Source organism: Hahella sp. HNIBRBA332 (assembly GCF_030719035.1).
In the GTDB taxonomy this organism is placed as follows: domain Bacteria; phylum Pseudomonadota; class Gammaproteobacteria; order Pseudomonadales; family Oleiphilaceae; genus Hahella.
Window position 1 is genome coordinate 5262642 of sequence record NZ_CP132203.1, and the last position, 17251, is coordinate 5279892.

Below are 17251 nucleotides of genomic sequence, written 5' to 3' on the forward strand. Positions count from 1 at the left end.
GTAGATTTTCCGACTATACTGATTAGATAACATTGACTCAGCATCCCTTCTCACCGCTGCACCGATCATGTCGAGGGATGCGCCTGACGCAGTTTCAGACATGACACTGAAGTTTCACCGACGTATATCCTTCAAACTGGCGCGTGCAGGGGTGATTCTGGCTTTCATTCTTGGAGGTCTGCTCAGCTCCATACAGGTGTATTTCGATTATTTGAGTCACGAAAAGGATTTTCAGGATTTTATTGAGCGCGTGTTGCAAGCCGCCCGCCCTCCCGCCGTGCGCGCCGTACACACCTTAGACGCTCGTCTGGCGGAAGAAGTCGTCACCGGTCTCATGCAATATGATTATGTTCATCAGGTGCTGATCGTCGACGAACTGGGGCAAACCCTCGCGGAGGGGGCCAAGCCTGTCGCAGACTCCAACACTGGCTGGATCACGTCCAGCATCGGCGCAATTTATCGCACCTATCCCATCGCGCTGCAGATGGAGTCTTACCACCAGCTCCAGACTGGTCGTATGGAAGTGGTAGTGAACATGGACAAAGCCTTGGAGCCTTTCTTCAACCGCGCCTATTACGTGCTGATTATCGGCATCGTGCGCAACATGGTGCTGGTGTTACTGCTGTTTATCGCCTTCTACTACATGATTACTCGACCGCTGATTTCTCTCGCCGCCAGCTTTTCCGAGGTGAACCCGGAAGACCCCGGCGATCGTCGGTTACGCCTGCCTCGCAGTCATGATGGCGATGAACTGGGCTATCTGGCGCAGATTGGCAATCAGTTTCTCGATACGTTGCAAAAGCGCCTGGAAGAGCGGCGCCAGGCGGAAGACACTCTGCGCGACAGTGAACGCCAGACCCGGCAGATTATTGATACCGTTCCACACCTGATTTACGCCAAGGATCGCAATGGCGCTTTTGTCTTCGTCAATCAGGCGTTAGCGAGCTTCTATGATCGCAATATCACGGAAATCGAAGGCGCGGATCATCACTCGTTGCATCATTTGATCTCCAACCTGGAGTCCGTGCGCTTTGACAATGAAGACAGGGAAGTCATCGACAAACAGAAAGTCATGTTCATCCCCGAACACGGCCTCACGGATATTTACGGCCGCCGTCGCATCTTGCAAAGCAATAAAATCCCGTTCCGTTTTTTCGGCAAACCCTGCGCGTTGATCGTGTCCGTGGACATCACCGACAGAGTTGAGGCGCAATCCCGCGTGGAACAACTGGCCTTTCACGACCCTCTCACCGGCTTGCCCAATCGCAATCTGTTCTATGACCGGCTCACCATGGACATCGCCCGCTCCCGCAACCACGGAGCCTACGGCGCTTTATTGCTGATCGATCTGGACAACTTCAAGAACATCAATGACTCGCTGGGGCATTCAGTCGGCGATGAACTATTACGGAATGTGGCGAAAAATCTGCGTAGCTGTCTGGATGAAGAAATCACTGTCGGTCGCCTTGGCGGAGATGAATTTACCGTGATCATGCCGGAGCTGGGACGCACGCCGGAGGAGGCGGCGCAAAACGCCAATCTGATCGCAGCGAAAGTCCTCTCCGAACTGTCCACCCCGTTCTTTTTCAACACCCAGGAGTTCACCGTGACGGCCAGCATGGGCGTGGCTTTGTATCCAGATAAAGACGCCAACACGGAAGTCATCCTGCGTTACGCCGACACGGCGCTGTTCCAGGCCAAACATGAAGGTCGCAACAAAATGACCATCTTCAAAGCGGAGATGGCGGATGCAGTGAGCAAGCGGCTCAGTATTGAAAACGAATTGCGCACGGCGGTGAAGGATAAAGCGCTGATGTTCTACTACCAGCCCCAGGTCAGCGTCACCGATGGACGCATTATCGGCGCAGAGGCTTTAATACGCTGGAACCACCCGCAGCGAGGACTGATTACTCCCGATGAATTCGTCCCGGTGCTGGAAAACTCCAATCTGATTCTCACCGCCGGCCTGGATATGTTCACCCAGGCCTGTATGCAGGTGAAGGAGTGGCTGGACAAAGGGTGGTGGGAGGAAGACATGCGCGTCGCCATCAACGTCAGTCCCAAGCAGTTCTACCAGCCGGAGTTTGTTGAACAGATCATTGAGATACTGGAGGCCACCCGGCTGCCCGCGCACTGCATTGAACTGGAAGTCACCGAGTCCGTGGTCATCCAGAACGTCAAAGACACTATCAACAAGATGCTCAGCCTTAAGGGTTTGGGCGTTCGCTTTTCTCTGGACGACTTCGGCACCGGCTACTCCTCCCTCAGTTATCTGAAGAGACTGCCGGTAGACTCCCTCAAAATCGACCGCTCCTTCGTCACCGACATCAACAGCGATGTGAACGACGCCGCCATTGTCGCCACCATCCTGGCCATGGCCGCCCACCTGGACTTGGAAGTGGTAGCGGAGGGCGTGGAAACCGTTGAGCACCTGGAGTTCCTGAAAGAAAACGAATGCGATTACTACCAGGGCTATCTGTTTAGCAAACCCTTGCCCGCCGCAGAGATGGGAGAGTTGCTGAGATTGCAGCCGAAAAACCCCAAGTAGCCTGAGCGCAGTTGCAGGGGGCGGCGACGCTCCGCATAATGCTGACAGCTTATCAGCGGAGCCAACGACACCATGCCCTCAGCAGCCGAAATCAGCCGAATATTGAAAAGCGTACATACCATTGCAATGGTCGGCGCCAGCGATAAGCCGGGGCGTGACAGCCACCATGTCATGCTATTTCTGCAAAACAAGGGATACCGGGTCATTCCCGTCAACCCTGCGCTGGCAGGCGCCACCTTGCTGGGCGAGACCGTTTACGCCTGCTTACGCGACATTCCACTACCTGTAGATATGGTGGATATTTTTCGCCGCCCGGACGCGGTTCCCGACATCGTCGACAAGGCTATCGCCATTGGCGCCGGCGTCGTGTGGATGCAATTGGGCGTCATTCATGAACAAGCGGCGCAGAAAGCTTCGGACGCTGGGCTCAAAGTCGTTATGGACCGCTGTCCGAAAATTGAAATTACCCGACTGGGACTGTAATTCCTGACCTTTATGACAAAACTGAAGTTGTTATTGCGCAACGCCTTTATCGGCGGCGTTATCGTACTCTTGCCGCTGGCCATATTGGGTTTATTCTTCAATTGGCTTTTCCGCGCCGTCACAGACCTGATTCAACCTATCACCAATATCGTGATTCGCATGGTGTCGGCGCCGGAAGTGGTTGGCGACATGGTCGTCATCCTGGTGATCGCTGTCGCCTGCATCCTGGTCGGCAGCCTTACCGCCACCAGCATCGGCCGCTATCTGCATTCGCGGTTTGACGGACATTTACGCCGTATTGCGCCGGGCTATCAAATGGTGAAAGAGATCGTCACCCAGTTGCTAGGCGACAAGAAAAACTCGCCGTTCAGATCCGGCGCTGTGGCGGAAGTTAAAATATTCGGTCCTTCAACACCGACCACCGTCACCGCCATTGTCACCAGCACGCACGAAGACGGCCGCTACACGGTCTTTGTCCCGACCGGCCCCAACCCCACGACCGGTTTCGTTTTCCACGTCCCGGGCGAAGCGGTGACGCTAAGACCGGATATCAAAGTGGAGGCCGCCATCCGCACCATCATTTCATGCGGCGCCGGCAGCGCGGCCTTACTGGCGATCGCCGGCCCCGCCAGCGCTAAAACGGATCCCGCCGTCGCGACGACGAACGGTGAACCGGCTCCCTCCCATCCAGAACAACATAAGGACATCCAACTATGACAACGCTTTACGATTTCACCGTTAAAGATATTCATGGCGTCGACATGCCGCTGGAGCAATTCAAAGGTAGAACGCTGTTGTTGGTGAACGTCGCCAGTGAATGCGGTCTGACGCCCCAATACGAAGAGCTGCAGTCGCTATATGAAGAGCACAAGGACGACGGCTTAGTGGTGCTGGGACTGCCCTGCAACCAGTTCGGCGGGCAAGAGCCTGGCGACGAGGCCGCCATTCACGCATTCTGCTCCACGCGTTTTCAGGTGAGCTTCCCCATGACCTCCAAGATAGAGGTGAACGGCCCGGGACGGCACCCGCTTTACCAGTGGCTGATCGGTGATGGCGAGGACATTCATTGGAATTTCGAGAAGTTTCTGGTCAATGGCGAAGGCCGCTGCGTAGCGCGCTTCGATCCGCGTACGCCGCCCAGCGATGAGGAGTTGCTGGATAAAGTCGACGAGCAGCTCCATCTCAGCAAAGTCCTGCTGGGCTAGTAGCCCAGACCATTATCCTCCGGTCAGAAGAATGCTCCGCGCATCCGCGCGGAGCCTCAGAACGGCGAGGAGCTGGTGCGCAGCCAGCAGGCGATGCTCCAACGGGCGCGGTGAGTCAGCCTGACTTCATGGGGAAAGTCTTCGCTGAGAAAGATCACTGTTCGGCCCATCTCGGGAGTGATGTCCGCAATGAGACCGCCGTTACCGCCATCGTATAAACCCAGCTCGCCACCCTCACCTGGAAGCCAGTCCTGATTCAGGTAGTGCACCAGTGTCACTTTACGGGGGCTGCGCCCGCGAAAGTTGTCCACATGACGGCGATAATACGCCTGCGCTTCGTAAACAGCGTAGTGCGCTTCCACTTCCTGCAGCCCCAGAAATAAGGTGCGATTCAGAACCTGGCGCACATTTTCCAGAAAGAGCAGAAACTGTTGCTGTGTCTCGGTGCGTCCATCCAGCCAACAGGACCAGTCGCGCCGCACCGAATCATTTAATTGCCGGTCTTCCGCACGCCCAATATGGGCGGGGTTAAAGCCGCCTTCGGTATAGATGAACTCCGCTTCCTGTCGCAGATGCGAGGCCAGCTCAAGCGGAACCAAATCGTCAAATACGCCCCATCCTTGCTGCGCCAAAGCGTCAGCCATCCGCTCATGCCATTCCTGAGAAGGAAGCACGCAGGCCGAAGCGCCCGACTGGGCGATATCTTGATTCAAGGACATAGGTTGAAATTCCTTCCGCGCCAACGGCGAAAACAGTAGTAGGGCGTCAAGGTCAATGGCGGCTGCCGTGCTGACCGGGCGAAGAATTATAGAGCGGAAATTACCCAGCGCGAATTGTTTTTTTACTCAGATCCCGCAAGGCGAATTTTAAGCCGCCGCCGTCGCTCCCAAAGGGGTATGCGAGCGAATGAAACCGCCGATTTCATGAATGGCGCGCCCACCCTGCGGCAACAGACGGGAAGCAAAATGCCAGACGTGGAACATATGCGGCCACACCTGCAATTGCAGAGGCACTCCCTGCATTCGGGCGCGCCGGTGAAACTGCTTACACTCGGAGAGCAAAATCTCATCGCCGCCCACCTGTATCAACACCGGCGGCAGATCGTGCAAATCGCCAAAGAAAGGCGAGATGCCAGGCAGTTTGGGATCATGCTCTCCCGCATAATGACGCGCGAAAAAACGTATACGCTCCGGCGAAATAACGGGGTCATGAGGTAAGCGATGAGATTTGCTCGACAACTGGCAGGTCAGATCCAGCCAGGGCGAAATACATACCGCCGCCGCTGGCGTCGGCAGATCCAGATCACGAATGAATTGCAGCGCCGCCATGGTAAGCCCCCCACCGGCGGAATCTCCCGCAATGACGATATGCCTGGCCTTAACGCCCCGGTCCAGCAAATGTTTATAGACCGTCACCACATCATGCAACGCCGCTGGAAAGGGATGCTCCGGCGCCAGCCGATATTCCAACATCAAAGTCCGCGCCTTGGCGGCCTTACTGATGCGACAGGCCAGTTCAAGATGGGTGCGATTGGAGCCAATGACATATCCGCCGCCATGCAGATACAACACAACGCGGGATTCGCACTCAGTGCGATGACTCAACCATAACGCCTGTAACCCGTCGATTTCACAAGGCTCGCTGGAAAAGCCCGGCGGAGCGTGAATAAACCACGAGGTGTGAGAGGCGCACAGACGATAAGCCATCAAGTTATTGGGAATGAAATTCATCCCCAGGCGAATCATATCTTTCAGAATATTTATGCGAGTCATACGAGCAAACAGCCGTCCAAGTTACAACTGATGGACCTACTTTTGATTTATAGACCAACTTACACAGTTGTACAAAAAACATCCGCCGCTCACAGAAATAGACACAAGTCAAAAAGGTTACCGTTGGTAACATTTTTGTCGGGTTGTACCTATAGCAATTTTTTATCAAAAGTTCAAGATATGCCCAATACAGTTTTTTATCGTTGTTTTAACAACTTACCGATTTCTTAACTAAACTGACTTTTAAGGTTTAAATTTTAAAACTAATCTGGAGTACCCATGACTGACCACCTCAAGCACATCGGCGTCGCCGATCCCCAACGCATCGAAAAATACACGCTGCGCACCGAAGCTGAGAACGACATCCTCAAGATCTACTACAAAAAGGAAAAAGGCGACCTTTTCCACAGAAGCCTGAAAGTAAAATTCCCCCGTCTGCAGAAGCAGTTGCTGGTGGACTCAGGCGGCACCAAGCGTTATGAAAACACTTCTGAAATTGCGCCCAATCTGCTGCACGTTCTGGATGAGCTGGACAAAATCACCAGCAAAGAAACCGAACAGGTTGATGTTAAAGAGAAGATTCTGAAGGATCTGCGCCACCTGGAGCGCGTCGTGAACAACAAGATCAAGGAAATCGAGCGCGACCTGGAAAAGCTCTAAGTCATCGCGCCGATTCGTAACGATCGATCTCGGCCGGGCGGTCTTCCAACGTAGCCGCCTGGCCAACCTGACCGCCAGCGATTGAATATTTCCCTCTCGTCATACTGACCTCTCATTCATACGCTGCGGCAATCTCGCTTAAACTCCTCAACCAAGCCAATAGATTCCAGAGTCCGCCCATGTTTGAGTTGTTGCTGCAAAGCGCCGTTTTCGCCGCTGGTGTGGTGTTGCCGATATTCTTTCTCGTCATCCTTGGTTTTCTATTGCGACGCAGCAACATGATTGATGGCGCGTTCATAGAGACTGGCTCCCGTCTGGTATTCAAAATTGCGCTGCCTACTCTCATCTTTCTCAACGTCGCCGAACTGCAGTTAGGACAGGTGGTCAATCTAGCGCAACTGGGCTACGCCATCGTCTCCACGACGGTTGGCTTTATTGCAGTCTGGATCATCGCCAAACGCTATATTTCTGAACCCACACAACTGGGCGTATTCGTACAGGGCGCGTTTCGAGGCAATCTGGGCATCGTCGGCTTGGCGTTATGCGCCGGCGCCTATGGCGCACAGGGCGTTGCGGTGGGATCGGTGCTGCTGGGATTCGTCACCTTGCTTTACAACCTGCTGTCGGTCTGGGCGTTAACTGCCTCCCAGCACCAAAACGCCAAGCTACCCTGGGCTGGCGTGCTGAAAGAAATCGTCCGCAATCCCCTCATCATCAGCATCGTACTGGCGCTTGGGTTTGCGGCATTGCAGATTCCATTGCCCGAAATGGCGAAAAAAGCCGCCGGTTACTTCGCTGACCTGACCCTGCCTCTGGCGCTGCTCTGCGTCGGCGGCTCTATCAACGGCAAAGTATTGCGGGCGACTTCCCGGCTGGCGTTGCACGCCACGCAACTGAAATTGATCTGGTTGCCAGTGGCGCAGATCGTTATCGCGTTCGCCATCGGCATACGCGATATTTACCTGGGTTCTCTCTTTCTCATGTTCGCCAGCCCGACCGCCACCGTTAGTTTCGTCATGGCGAAAGCCATGGGTGGAGACAGTGAGCTGGCCGCCGCCATCGTCGCCTTATCCACTCTGGCGTCCTTCGTCTCTCTGGCGATCGGTATTACGGTGCTGAACACTATCGGCTGGATGTAAGGCGCACGGCGTCAGTCCAGCGCTTTGATCATACGCACTTCGCAGACCTGATGACCGGTATCTCCCATGGGTTCGGTCAACAGCTCGAAGCCCAGGCGTTCGTATAAGGCGATGGCTTCTTGCAACGCAGCTGTCGTTTCCAGATAGCACTGCTTAAACCCGTGATCCTTGGCGAACGCCTGCGCCATCAGCGCGATCTTATAACCAAGGCCTTGCCCACGGCAGACCGGCAGGAAATACATTTTCTGTAACTCCGCCACTGAACCGTCTGCTCCCGCCAACGGGGCCACACCACCGCCGCCAACGATGCGTCCTTCATACTCCACCACCCAATAGGCTGCGCCAGCCGTTGCATAGGTTTCATACATGGCGTCTACACTGGCGTCTCCGACAGCGAACCCTCGCTCAGGCGTGAGCCCGTATTCTGCGGAGACCTGACGGATGACCTCCGCCATTTGCGAGTTATCTGCAGCAGTGATGCGTCGTAGGCTAAACTGAGAGGCGTTTGAGGTCATTGGCGTCCTTTTGCGTTATATCAAGTCAATTACTCTATGAAAAACCGATGATTACCCCATTTTTGGCGTTACATCAACCAAGACGTCGCCACAAGGAAAGGATGACTGGTCTACTATGCGAATGAAATTGATCTGGATAATCCTGGCCGCAGGGCCGCTATGCCTGGAAACGCTGATACAGGCGCCCGCCGAGGCCCGTCATGGGCTCTCCATCCTCTGGATAGCCGCCGTGTTGTGGATGACCGAGTTGCTGCATGTCACCGTCACCGCCTTGTTGATTCCCATCATGGCGGTAACGTTGGGCTTACTGTCAGTCAAGGAAGGTTTTAGTGAATTCGCCAATCCCATTATCTTTCTGTTCCTCGGCGGTTTCGCTCTGGCTTCAGCACTGCATAAACAGCAAGTGGACAGCGCCATCGCCGCCAAAGTGCTGCGCCTCACTCGCGGCAAAATCAGTCACGCCCTGATTTTGCTATGCGCCCTCAGCGCGCTGCTCTCCATGTGGATCAGCAACACCGCTACTACCGCGATTATGATGCCCCTGGTTCTGGGGCTGCTGAGTCAGGAAAGTGATCGCCCGGATAATCCCCGTGTATTCGCGCTTCTGGCTGTGGCCTATTCCGCCAGCATCGGCGGCGTCGCCACCTTGGTGGGCAGTCCGCCCAACGCCATTGTCGCCGCTCAGTTGGATATGTCCTTCAGCGACTGGATTCAACTGGGCCTGCCCGTGACGCTCATGCTGTGGCCGGTCATGCTGTTTATTCTCCACAAGGCGCTGCGGCCGGATCTTAGCGGTCGCGCCCAGACCGTGACGCGCGCCGACTTTATCTGGACCCGCGAGCGTCTGATACTACTGGGCATATTCAGCGCCACCGTTGCGATGTGGCTATTCAGTAAACCTCTAGGCGAGCTGCTGGGAATAGAAAAAGACCTGGATAGTTGGATCGCCATACTGGCCCTGGTCGCGCTAACCATCAGCAAAGTCGTCTCCTGGAAAGACGTCAGCGCCACCACAGACTGGGGTGTGCTGCTGCTATTTGGAGGAGGCTTGACCCTAAGCGTAGTGCTGAAAAGTTCAGGAGCCAGTCAGTTGCTGGGTGAATCACTGGCGGCGCTAGTGTCCGCCTGGCCCGCTTATTTGTTGCTGCTGACCATCACCGCCTTTGTGATATTCCTGACCGAGCTGTCCAGCAATACCGCCACCGCCGCTTTATTGGTTCCGATCTTTCTGGCTTTGCCGACAGGTCAGCTGAGCCCTGAACAAACCGCGCTGACGATCGGCATCGCCGCATCCTGCGCCTTCATGTTGCCAGTGGCGACGCCGCCCAACGCCATCGTGCATGGAACCGGGCTTGTGCCTCAGAAAACGATGGTCAGGGTGGGCTTTTATTTAAACCTCGCCTGCGCTCTGCTGGTCAGTGCGTTTATTTTCTTCTTCGCTTAACGGAACAACCAACACTGGTGCGCTGATCGGCCGCAGCCAACGCAGCGCCTTACGCGGCAAATCAAAGTATAACGCCAACCCCAGCAGGATGAGGCAGCCGCCCAGCAGCACCGTGGGATGAATCGTCTCATCGTTCAGCGTAACGCCCAGCAGCAACGCCAGGACCGGCGTGACCAAAGTCGCCATGGCCACCGTGGACGGCTGCAGTTTCTGCAACACGTAATAGTAAGCAAAGAAACCCAATACGGAGCCCACCAGCGCCAGGTAAACCACCGCCCACAGACCACGATCGTTCAGGGTAATCTGGGGTATTTTGCCGTCCATCAGCGCCCAAAGAATAAAGTAACCGGGCAAGGCTAGCAGAATCGAGCCGAAGGTCAGCGCCAGCGGATGCGGCGTCGCTTTCTGTTTCTTCAACAGCACGCCACTGAGGCTAAACAACGCCACTGCGCCCAAAACCAGCAGCAAACCAAATGCGATGGCGCCTGAGGCATGCAGATCCTTGCCAAATACCGTCGCCAAGCCGCTAATAGCCAGCCCCAAGGCCAGCCATTGCCTTTTCTGAAAGCGCACGCCGTCCAGCAGATACACGCCAAGCAGGCCGGACATAATCGGCGACAGCCCATACATCACGGAAATTAATCCAGAGGGAACGGTTTTCGAAGCGAAATAGGTCAACATCATGGCGCCGAACACGCCCATAGTTCCGCACAGATAGCTATACAGCGAGTCTCTGTCCCAGTGCAGCGGAATGCGATACAGACGGATAACCACGCCGGTGACGATCGCTGCGATCGTCATGCGCAAACCCACCGCCACCGTTGGATGAAAAGACTGACTGCTCCAGACGACTCCCAGGGGCGTCGTGGACCAGACCAATATCACCATTGCATATGCAAGAATAACCACCGCCAACCTCCGCGCCTTTCCTTAAACACAGCCGCTCGTCGTCACAGATTTATCGCAGTCGGGGAACTTTAGATCGGGCCCTCAGGGCAAAAAAAAAGCCGCAGGGGAAGAACCGCTGCGGCGTCAAAAACTGTTACGATCCCGCTATTCCACCACCGCCGCATGCGCACATCGCAGAATGGACGCGCAAGACATTGCGGGCAAAGTGAAATAATGAAAACGCACTGTCGTATACATCCGCGTATGGTGGTCTTACAGCCCTATACCGGCAATACGCAATAACCACATAAGCGCCCGCCGTCAGGGCGTATACGGTGAATGGGCGCTGACTTTCCAAAGCGATATTTGCTAAAGTCTGATGTAACTGCGTCCAGGGAGCCCCGGCTCCATATAACCACAAATTCATGACCGGCGTATGAACCGGCCAATAATGGACGACATTAGCGCTGAAACATAATTAGGGTCGCCGATGACAACTACAATAAAGCCCGAGTCTTTAACCTTGATAAAAGCCAAGATAATGCCGCCGTCCAGGCCGGCCCGCCTGTTGGAGCGGGAGAAGTTCGACGACCTGCTGCATGAAATCGATCCGGTCAACCTGATCCTGGTGCAGGCGCCTGCGGGTTACGGCAAAACCACGATGATCGACGATCGCCTGAACGCACTGGGCGCCAACGCCGCCTGGTTTCGTCTGGACGCTCAGGACAATCTGAGTGAGCAGTTCGCCTTTTATGTCGCTCACTCGCTGAATGAAGCCACCCGAGGCGCCTGCCCGGAAACCCTGCGCACGTTAAACCAACAAGGTTATCCAACGTTGCAGACGTTTCTCACCGACCTGCTGTCTGAGTTACCTTTGGAAGGCGATCCGCTGCATATGGTGCTGGATGATTATCACCTGATCACCAATGCGGAGATCCACAGCGGCGTGACTTTCCTGCTGCGCCACCTGCCTCCCTACATTACGTTAGTGCTGCTATCCCGCACTACGCCGCCCATCGGTGTGGCGCAATTACGCATGCAGGGGCGGATGCTGGAAATCACCGCCAAGGACCTTTCCTTCAGCGCCGACGAAGCTCAGGCCTATTTTGAGCAGCGTTTGCGATTCGAAGTGTCCCGGGAAAGCATCGAGCGCGCCAACCGCCGGGTCGAAGGCTGGGTGTCGGCCTTGCAACTATTGGCGGCGACCGCCTCCACCGGGGTGGAGTTCAACGAATACGTCGAACAATTACACAGCGGCAATCACTATATATTCGATTACTTTGATGAACTGACCCGCACCAGCATTGATAACGAACAGCGGCTGTTCCTGCTACGCACCAGCGTACTGGAGCGCTTCAATGCGTTGATGGTGATGCGTCTGGCGCAACAACAGGACGGCCAGTTTCTATTGAACTCCCTGCTGAATCTTGGCTTGTTTATCGTGCCATTGGACAGCAGCGGCTTGTGGTTCCGTTACCATCCGCTGTTCGCCGCCTATCTACGCCACATGCAAACCTGCGTGCTGCCGGATGAAACCGCGCGACTCCACCAGCGCGCCAGCGACGCCTGGCGTGAAATGGGCTTTTTCGAAGACGCCGCCCGTCACGCAGTGCTGGCCAAAGACCAGCAACGCATCAAGGATATCCTGCTGAGTTGCGGCCGCGACTTTTTCACCGAAGGGCAGTTCAATCTGCTGCAACGCTGTTTCGACGCCCTGAATAAAGAAGTCATCGCCGATCACCCCATTCTCACCCTGCTGCGCGCCTGGGTGGCGCAAGGACAGTATCAGTGGTCTGAAGTGGAATCCTGGTTGAAAGCGGCGGAGCAACACTTGAAGACCCACTGCAGCGAAGAAGAGTGGGAAGCGATCACCGGCGAATTCAACGCGGTGCGCGCTCAGGTAGCCATGAACGTCGGGGACGCGGAACGGGCGCAGACCTTTGCAAAATCCGCGTTGGCCCATGATCCCGTGTACCTGCCCACCTCCCGCACCGCCGCCTCTTCGGTTATTGGCGAATCCTTGTTTGTGCAGGGCCACCTCAAGGAAGCCATGAACCGCATGCAGGACACAGAACAACTGGCGTTGGCGGAACATGCGCATCAGAACGTTATTTGGGCGTTGTGCCAGCAATCGGAAATCAGCGTCGCCCAGGGCTATCTGCAGAAAGCCTACAACATCCAAGAGAAGGCGCTGCAATATGCGGAGGACCACAGCCTGGAGCGTCTGCCCATTCTGGAGTTCCTGTACCGCATACGCAGCCAGATCATGTGGGAGTGGCACCATCTGGAAAGCGCGGAACGATGTGCGCTAAAAGGCATCGAGATTCTGGAAAGCCAGGGTGAGCGCTGGTTCATCCAAAGCTACGTGATGCTGGCGAAGATCGCCCAGGCGCGCGGTCGTCAGTCGTTATGCGCAGACTACGTGCAGAAGATTCACAAGATGCTGGCCTCCGGCGAATACCATATCGACTGGACCGCCAACGCGCACGCCGCCATGCTGTCCTATTGGGACGCGGTGCGCGACAAGGAGTCCATTCAACGCTGGCTGACCGCAGCGCCAGAGCCGGCGCCGGAGCAGGCCACCAACCACTTTACCCAGTGCAACATCCGCAACTGGGCGCGGGCCTACGTCAGTCTGGGAGATTTCGACAAGGCGCTGCCGCTGTTGGAAGGCATCCAAAGCATGGCGGAACAGTTTGGCCTGAAAACCGATATCAACCGCAACCATATCCATTTATCGCAGCTTTACTGGCTCAACGAGCAACGTGAAGACGCCCTGCGCCACATGGCCATCGCACTGAAACTCGCCAGCACCACCGGCGCTGTGGGCAGCTTTCTGCGCATCGGCAAAGTGCTGATCAATATTCTCAAAGCCTTGATCAGCGAAGAGCAGTTGGATGAGATGGAAAAACAACGGGCGGAACGCCTGATCCAGCTGGCGCAACAACAACGGGATTTCAGCCGCGCGATTCGTATCTCGCTGGACGAAGCCATCATCCAGGATATTATCGACCGCCCTGACGTACCGGAACTCATCCGCACCTCACCCCTCACCCGCCGGGAGTGGCAAGTGCTCAGCCTTATCCATGCAGGTCTGTCCAACGACCAGATCGCCGAGCACATGAAAGTGGCGCCCACCACCGTGAAAACACACATCCGCAGCCTCTACCAAAAACAGAACATCACCCACCGCTCCGAAGCCATCAATCTGGCGCGGGATCTATTGAGTAAGATACAGGGGGAGTGAGCGCAGCTCCCCCTCATACCCACCCTCCGCCTCCTCCTCCCCCCTCATCCCCACTACTACGCCAAGAAAAAAGAGGGAGGGAGGATGTTCGCCCGGTTCGCCGCAGGCACCATCTTCATAACTGTAAAAATAACAACGTCTTCCACTTATCTGTGGGTGCACGTGCGTTACCTGGTTTGGAGTTGTTAAGAGAGGCGACATGCAGGTTGATCGTGATTGGTGGCGCGGCGCAGTCATCTACCAAATTTATCCCCGTAGTTTTTTTGATTCCAACGGCGACGGCATCGGCGACCTGCCTGGCGTCACCGCAAAGCTGGACTATGTCGCCAGTCTGGGAGTGGACGCTATCTGGCTGTCTCCTTTCTTCACTTCCCCCATGAAGGATTTCGGTTACGACGTTTCCGACTATCGCAACGTCGATCCTATTTTCGGAACCCTGGAAGATTTCGACGTGATGGTGGCGGAAGCGCACAAGCGCGGCCTGAAAATCATCATTGATCAGGTGCTCAGCCACACCTCCGACCAGCACGCCTGGTTCAAGGAGAGCCGCAGCAGTCGCGACAATGCGAAGGCGGACTGGTATGTGTGGGCGGAAGCGAAACCCGACGGCACGCCGCCGAATAACTGGGTGTCTGTCTTTGGCGGTTCCGCCTGGGCGTGGGACAGCCGTCGTCGTCAGTATTATCTGCACAACTTCCTGACCAGCCAGCCGGACCTGAACTTCCACAATCCTGACGTGGTTGAACAAGTGCTCAGCGACGTCGAGTTCTGGCTGAAAAGAGGCGTGGACGGCTTCCGTCTCGACGCCATCAACTTCTGCTATCACGACAAGCTGCTGAGGGATAACCCCGCCAATACCGAAGTGGCGGAAGGCTCCATTGGCGTGCGTAAAGAAAACCCCTACGCCTATCAGCGTCACCTTTATGACAAGACACAGCCGGAGAACCTGCCATTCCTGCAACGGGTGCGCGCCCTGTTAGAAAAATACCCGGGTACAACCACCGTAGGTGAAATCGGCGACGACAACTCCCTGGACACCATGGCCGCTTACACCTCCGACGGCGACAAGCTGCACATGGCGTACTCCTTCGATTTCCTGACCGAACAGTGCGACGCCAAGTTTCTGCGCAAGACTGTGGAAACTATCGAGTCAAAACTGGTGGACGGCTGGCCCTGCTGGGCGATCGGCAACCACGATGTCGCCCGCGTCGCCACGCGCTGGTGCGGCCAGGAAGCGCCGCTGGCGTTGAACAAAGTTTTCATGACGATGCTGCTGACTCTGCGCGGCAGCGTCTGCCTCTATCAGGGTGAAGAACTCGGTCTGGTGGAAGCGGAGCTGGAATACGAAGATCTGGTCGATCCCTACGGCATCGCCTTCTGGCCGGAATACAAAGGCCGCGACGGCTGTCGTACGCCGATGCCCTGGGAAGCGGAGCAAGAGCATGCCGGCTTCACCACCGGCAAGCCCTGGCTGCCGGTCTATCCAGAGCATGTGGCCGCCGCCGTGGCGGAACAGCAGGACGCAGAAGATTCCCTGCTGCACATTTATCGGGAATTCCTGATCTGGCGCAAGACGCAACCGCTGCTGCAGAAAGGCGACATCCGCTTCCTGCCGAGCCCACAGGACACGCTTCTGTACGAGCGCAGCCTAAATGGCGAGCGCCTGTTAGTGGCGTTGAACCTGTCGGCGCAAAGCGTGGATATCGAATTGCCCGCCGGCGCCAAAACGGTGGTGAGCGATCTCAGCGTTCTCAATGCGGAATGGAGCGACGCCTGCGTTCATCTCCCCGCATACGGAATCGGTATTTGCCAACTGGCGTAAGCAACGCCGGCAATCAAGTTAAGAGGGTCCAGCCATGGCCAGCGTAACGCTAAGAAATGTCTGCAAAAGTTATGACACGGTAGAAATATCCAAAGACATCAACCTGGATATTGAAGACGGCGAATTCGTCGTCTTCGTCGGCCCGTCCGGCTGCGGTAAATCCACCTTGCTGCGTATGATCGCAGGCTTGGAGGAAATCACCTCCGGCGATCTGTTCATCGGCGAAGAGCGCATGAATGAAAAGGCGCCCATGCAGCGCGAAGTGGGCATGGTGTTCCAGTCCTACGCCCTTTATCCCCACATGAACGTGGCGGAAAACATGGCGTTCGGTTTGAAACTGGCGAAAACCGCCAAGGCAGAGATCGACAAGCGCGTGGAAAACGCCGCGCGCATTCTGCAACTGGAGCACCTGCTGCAACGCAAGCCGAAAGACCTGTCTGGCGGGCAACGTCAGCGGGTAGCCATTGGCCGGACCATGGTGCGCGAGCCCAAAGTGTTTCTGTTCGACGAGCCTTTGTCCAACCTCGACGCCGCACTGCGCGTGCAGATGCGCATTGAGATCTCCAAACTGCACAAGCGCTTGCAGAGCACCATGATTTACGTGACCCACGACCAAGTGGAAGCCATGACCATGGCGGACAAAATCGTCGCGCTCGATCACGGACGCATCGCCCAGGTTGGCAAGCCCTTAGAGCTATACCACTACCCGTCCAACAAATTCGTCGCCGGCTTCATCGGCTCTCCCAAGATGAACTTCGTCACCTGCACGGTGCTGGAAGCTGGCGCTCAGTCCGTCAAAGTGTCTCTGCCCGGCGCCATTGATCTGGTTGTTCCAGTCAATGGCGCGGCACTGAAAACCGGCGATAAGGCGACCCTGGGCATCCGCCCGGAGCATTTCGTCAGCGCAGAAGAAGGCGAAGTGATCCTCAACGGTGTGGTGAATGTGGTTGAACGTCTCGGCTATCAAACCCTGGTGCACGCCGACGTAGAAGGGTTCGACAGCACCCTGACCCTGCGCACGCCGGGCGCCAACCCGGTACGGGAAAACAACCCGATTGCTTTGGGTCTCAAAGCGCACAACTGTCATCTGTTCAAAGAAGACGGCAGCGCCTGTCCGCGTCTTTATGTGGAGCCCGGCGTAGAGCTGTAAGCACACGCCGGAACAGAAGCTGGCGATTCGCCTGCCGCCGGTATTAGTCCGGCGGCGTTAATGAATTACTGCGACCGCAGTGATGCGACGGATAAAGCGATTCCTGTGTCGCTCACTCCGTTTATGTAAGCACCTCGACCCTGAGTGTTTACTCAGCGCTTTGCCCGGCCTTCGCCGGGTTTTTTTCGTCTGCCGCTATTGTTTCCTGTTCATTCCCATCGCTTTCCTGCTGCGCCTTCTCGTCCTCTAACAAGTCGGCGGCTCCGGAAAAATCAAACCCTGTGTCTTCGTCCAACTGTTCTGGATCGAAACGTACGCCACATCCCGCTTTCACTAATTGGGCGGGCTTACTCTGTCCTGTCTTTCTCGACATATCGA

The 17251-nt window shown here is 55.9% G+C and carries 15 protein-coding genes; 10 read left to right on the forward strand and 5 right to left on the reverse strand.

Annotation, left to right across the window (positions count from 1 at the left end):
• Window positions 1–100 precede the first annotated feature (100 nt).
• The 4 genes from O5O45_RS23270 (at window position 101) to O5O45_RS23285 (ending at window position 4236) form a co-directional block, all read left to right on the forward strand.
• Complete coding sequence (locus O5O45_RS23270; RefSeq protein WP_305901711.1) at window positions 101–2548, forward strand: putative bifunctional diguanylate cyclase/phosphodiesterase; 2448 nt, start codon at window positions 101–103, stop codon at window positions 2546–2548.
• Window positions 2549–2620: 72 nt separating this feature from the next.
• Complete coding sequence (locus O5O45_RS23275) at window positions 2621–3031, forward strand: CoA-binding protein (protein WP_305901712.1); 411 nt, start codon at window positions 2621–2623, stop codon at window positions 3029–3031.
• A gap of 12 nt (window positions 3032–3043) precedes the next feature.
• Window positions 3044–3748 carry a DUF502 domain-containing protein gene (locus tag O5O45_RS23280; protein ID WP_305901713.1) on the forward strand — a complete coding sequence of 235 codons (705 nt, stop codon included), beginning with the start codon at window positions 3044–3046 and terminating at the stop codon, window positions 3746–3748.
• Window positions 3745–4236: a glutathione peroxidase gene (locus O5O45_RS23285; protein WP_305901714.1), complete on the forward strand. Its 492-nt coding sequence runs from the start codon at window positions 3745–3747 to the stop codon at window positions 4234–4236. Before O5O45_RS23280 ends, O5O45_RS23285 begins: the two co-directional genes overlap by 4 nt.
• Before the next feature lie 56 nt (window positions 4237–4292).
• On the opposite strand, the gene O5O45_RS23290 is transcribed toward O5O45_RS23285, so the two are convergent.
• Entirely contained in the window at window positions 4293–4955 is a 663-nt protein-coding gene (locus O5O45_RS23290; RefSeq protein ID WP_305901715.1) for a 2OG-Fe(II) oxygenase, read from the reverse strand.
• A gap of 147 nt (window positions 4956–5102) precedes the next feature.
• Window positions 5103–6008: an alpha/beta hydrolase gene (locus O5O45_RS23295; protein ID WP_305901716.1), complete on the reverse strand. Its 906-nt coding sequence runs from the start codon at window positions 6006–6008 to the stop codon at window positions 5103–5105.
• Between the two features lie 279 nt (window positions 6009–6287).
• On the opposite strand from O5O45_RS23295, the gene O5O45_RS23300 reads away from it, so the two are divergent.
• Both O5O45_RS23300 and O5O45_RS23305 read left to right on the forward strand, forming a co-directional pair.
• The gene (locus O5O45_RS23300; RefSeq protein WP_305901717.1) at window positions 6288–6668 is read left to right on the forward strand and encodes a DUF3461 family protein; all 381 of its coding nucleotides are present in this window, start codon (window positions 6288–6290) and stop codon (window positions 6666–6668) included.
• Between the two features lie 179 nt (window positions 6669–6847).
• Complete coding sequence (locus O5O45_RS23305; protein WP_305901718.1) at window positions 6848–7807, forward strand: AEC family transporter; 960 nt, start codon at window positions 6848–6850, stop codon at window positions 7805–7807.
• Window positions 7808–7818: 11 nt separating this feature from the next.
• Here O5O45_RS23305 and O5O45_RS23310 read toward each other — a convergent pair whose 3' ends face one another.
• Window positions 7819–8322, reverse strand: a complete 504-nt coding sequence (locus tag O5O45_RS23310; RefSeq protein ID WP_305901719.1) for a GNAT family N-acetyltransferase — start codon at window positions 8320–8322, stop codon at window positions 7819–7821.
• A 115-nt stretch (window positions 8323–8437) separates the two neighbouring features.
• On the opposite strand from O5O45_RS23310, the gene O5O45_RS23315 reads away from it, so the two are divergent.
• Window positions 8438–9766, forward strand: a complete 1329-nt coding sequence (locus O5O45_RS23315) for an SLC13 family permease (protein WP_305901720.1) — start codon at window positions 8438–8440, stop codon at window positions 9764–9766.
• Here the strand turns inward: O5O45_RS23315 and O5O45_RS23320 are convergent.
• Window positions 9713–10675 (reverse strand): DMT family transporter, encoded by a 963-nt coding sequence (locus tag O5O45_RS23320; RefSeq protein WP_305901721.1) that lies wholly within the window; start codon window positions 10673–10675, stop codon window positions 9713–9715. The two genes, O5O45_RS23315 and O5O45_RS23320, sit on opposite strands and share 54 nt — an antisense overlap.
• Before the next feature lie 469 nt (window positions 10676–11144).
• On the opposite strand from O5O45_RS23320, the gene malT reads away from it, so the two are divergent.
• The 3 genes from malT to malK all read left to right on the forward strand — a co-directional run bounded on the left by malT (window position 11145) and on the right by malK (window position 16873).
• Window positions 11145–13901 carry an HTH-type transcriptional regulator MalT gene (gene malT / locus O5O45_RS23325; protein ID WP_305901722.1) on the forward strand — a complete coding sequence of 919 codons (2757 nt, stop codon included), beginning with the start codon at window positions 11145–11147 and terminating at the stop codon, window positions 13899–13901.
• A gap of 199 nt (window positions 13902–14100) precedes the next feature.
• The gene (locus O5O45_RS23330) at window positions 14101–15723 is read left to right on the forward strand and encodes an alpha-glucosidase family protein (RefSeq protein WP_305901723.1); all 1623 of its coding nucleotides are present in this window, start codon (window positions 14101–14103) and stop codon (window positions 15721–15723) included.
• 34 nt (window positions 15724–15757) lie between these two features.
• Window positions 15758–16873, forward strand: a complete 1116-nt coding sequence (gene malK, locus O5O45_RS23335; RefSeq protein WP_305901724.1) for a maltose/maltodextrin ABC transporter ATP-binding protein MalK — start codon at window positions 15758–15760, stop codon at window positions 16871–16873.
• Window positions 16874–17021: 148 nt separating this feature from the next.
• Here the strand turns inward: malK and O5O45_RS23340 are convergent, their stop codons facing one another.
• The gene (locus tag O5O45_RS23340; RefSeq protein WP_305901725.1) at window positions 17022–17246 is read right to left on the reverse strand and encodes a hypothetical protein; all 225 of its coding nucleotides are present in this window, start codon (window positions 17244–17246) and stop codon (window positions 17022–17024) included.
• Between the last annotated feature and the right edge of the window lie 5 nt (window positions 17247–17251).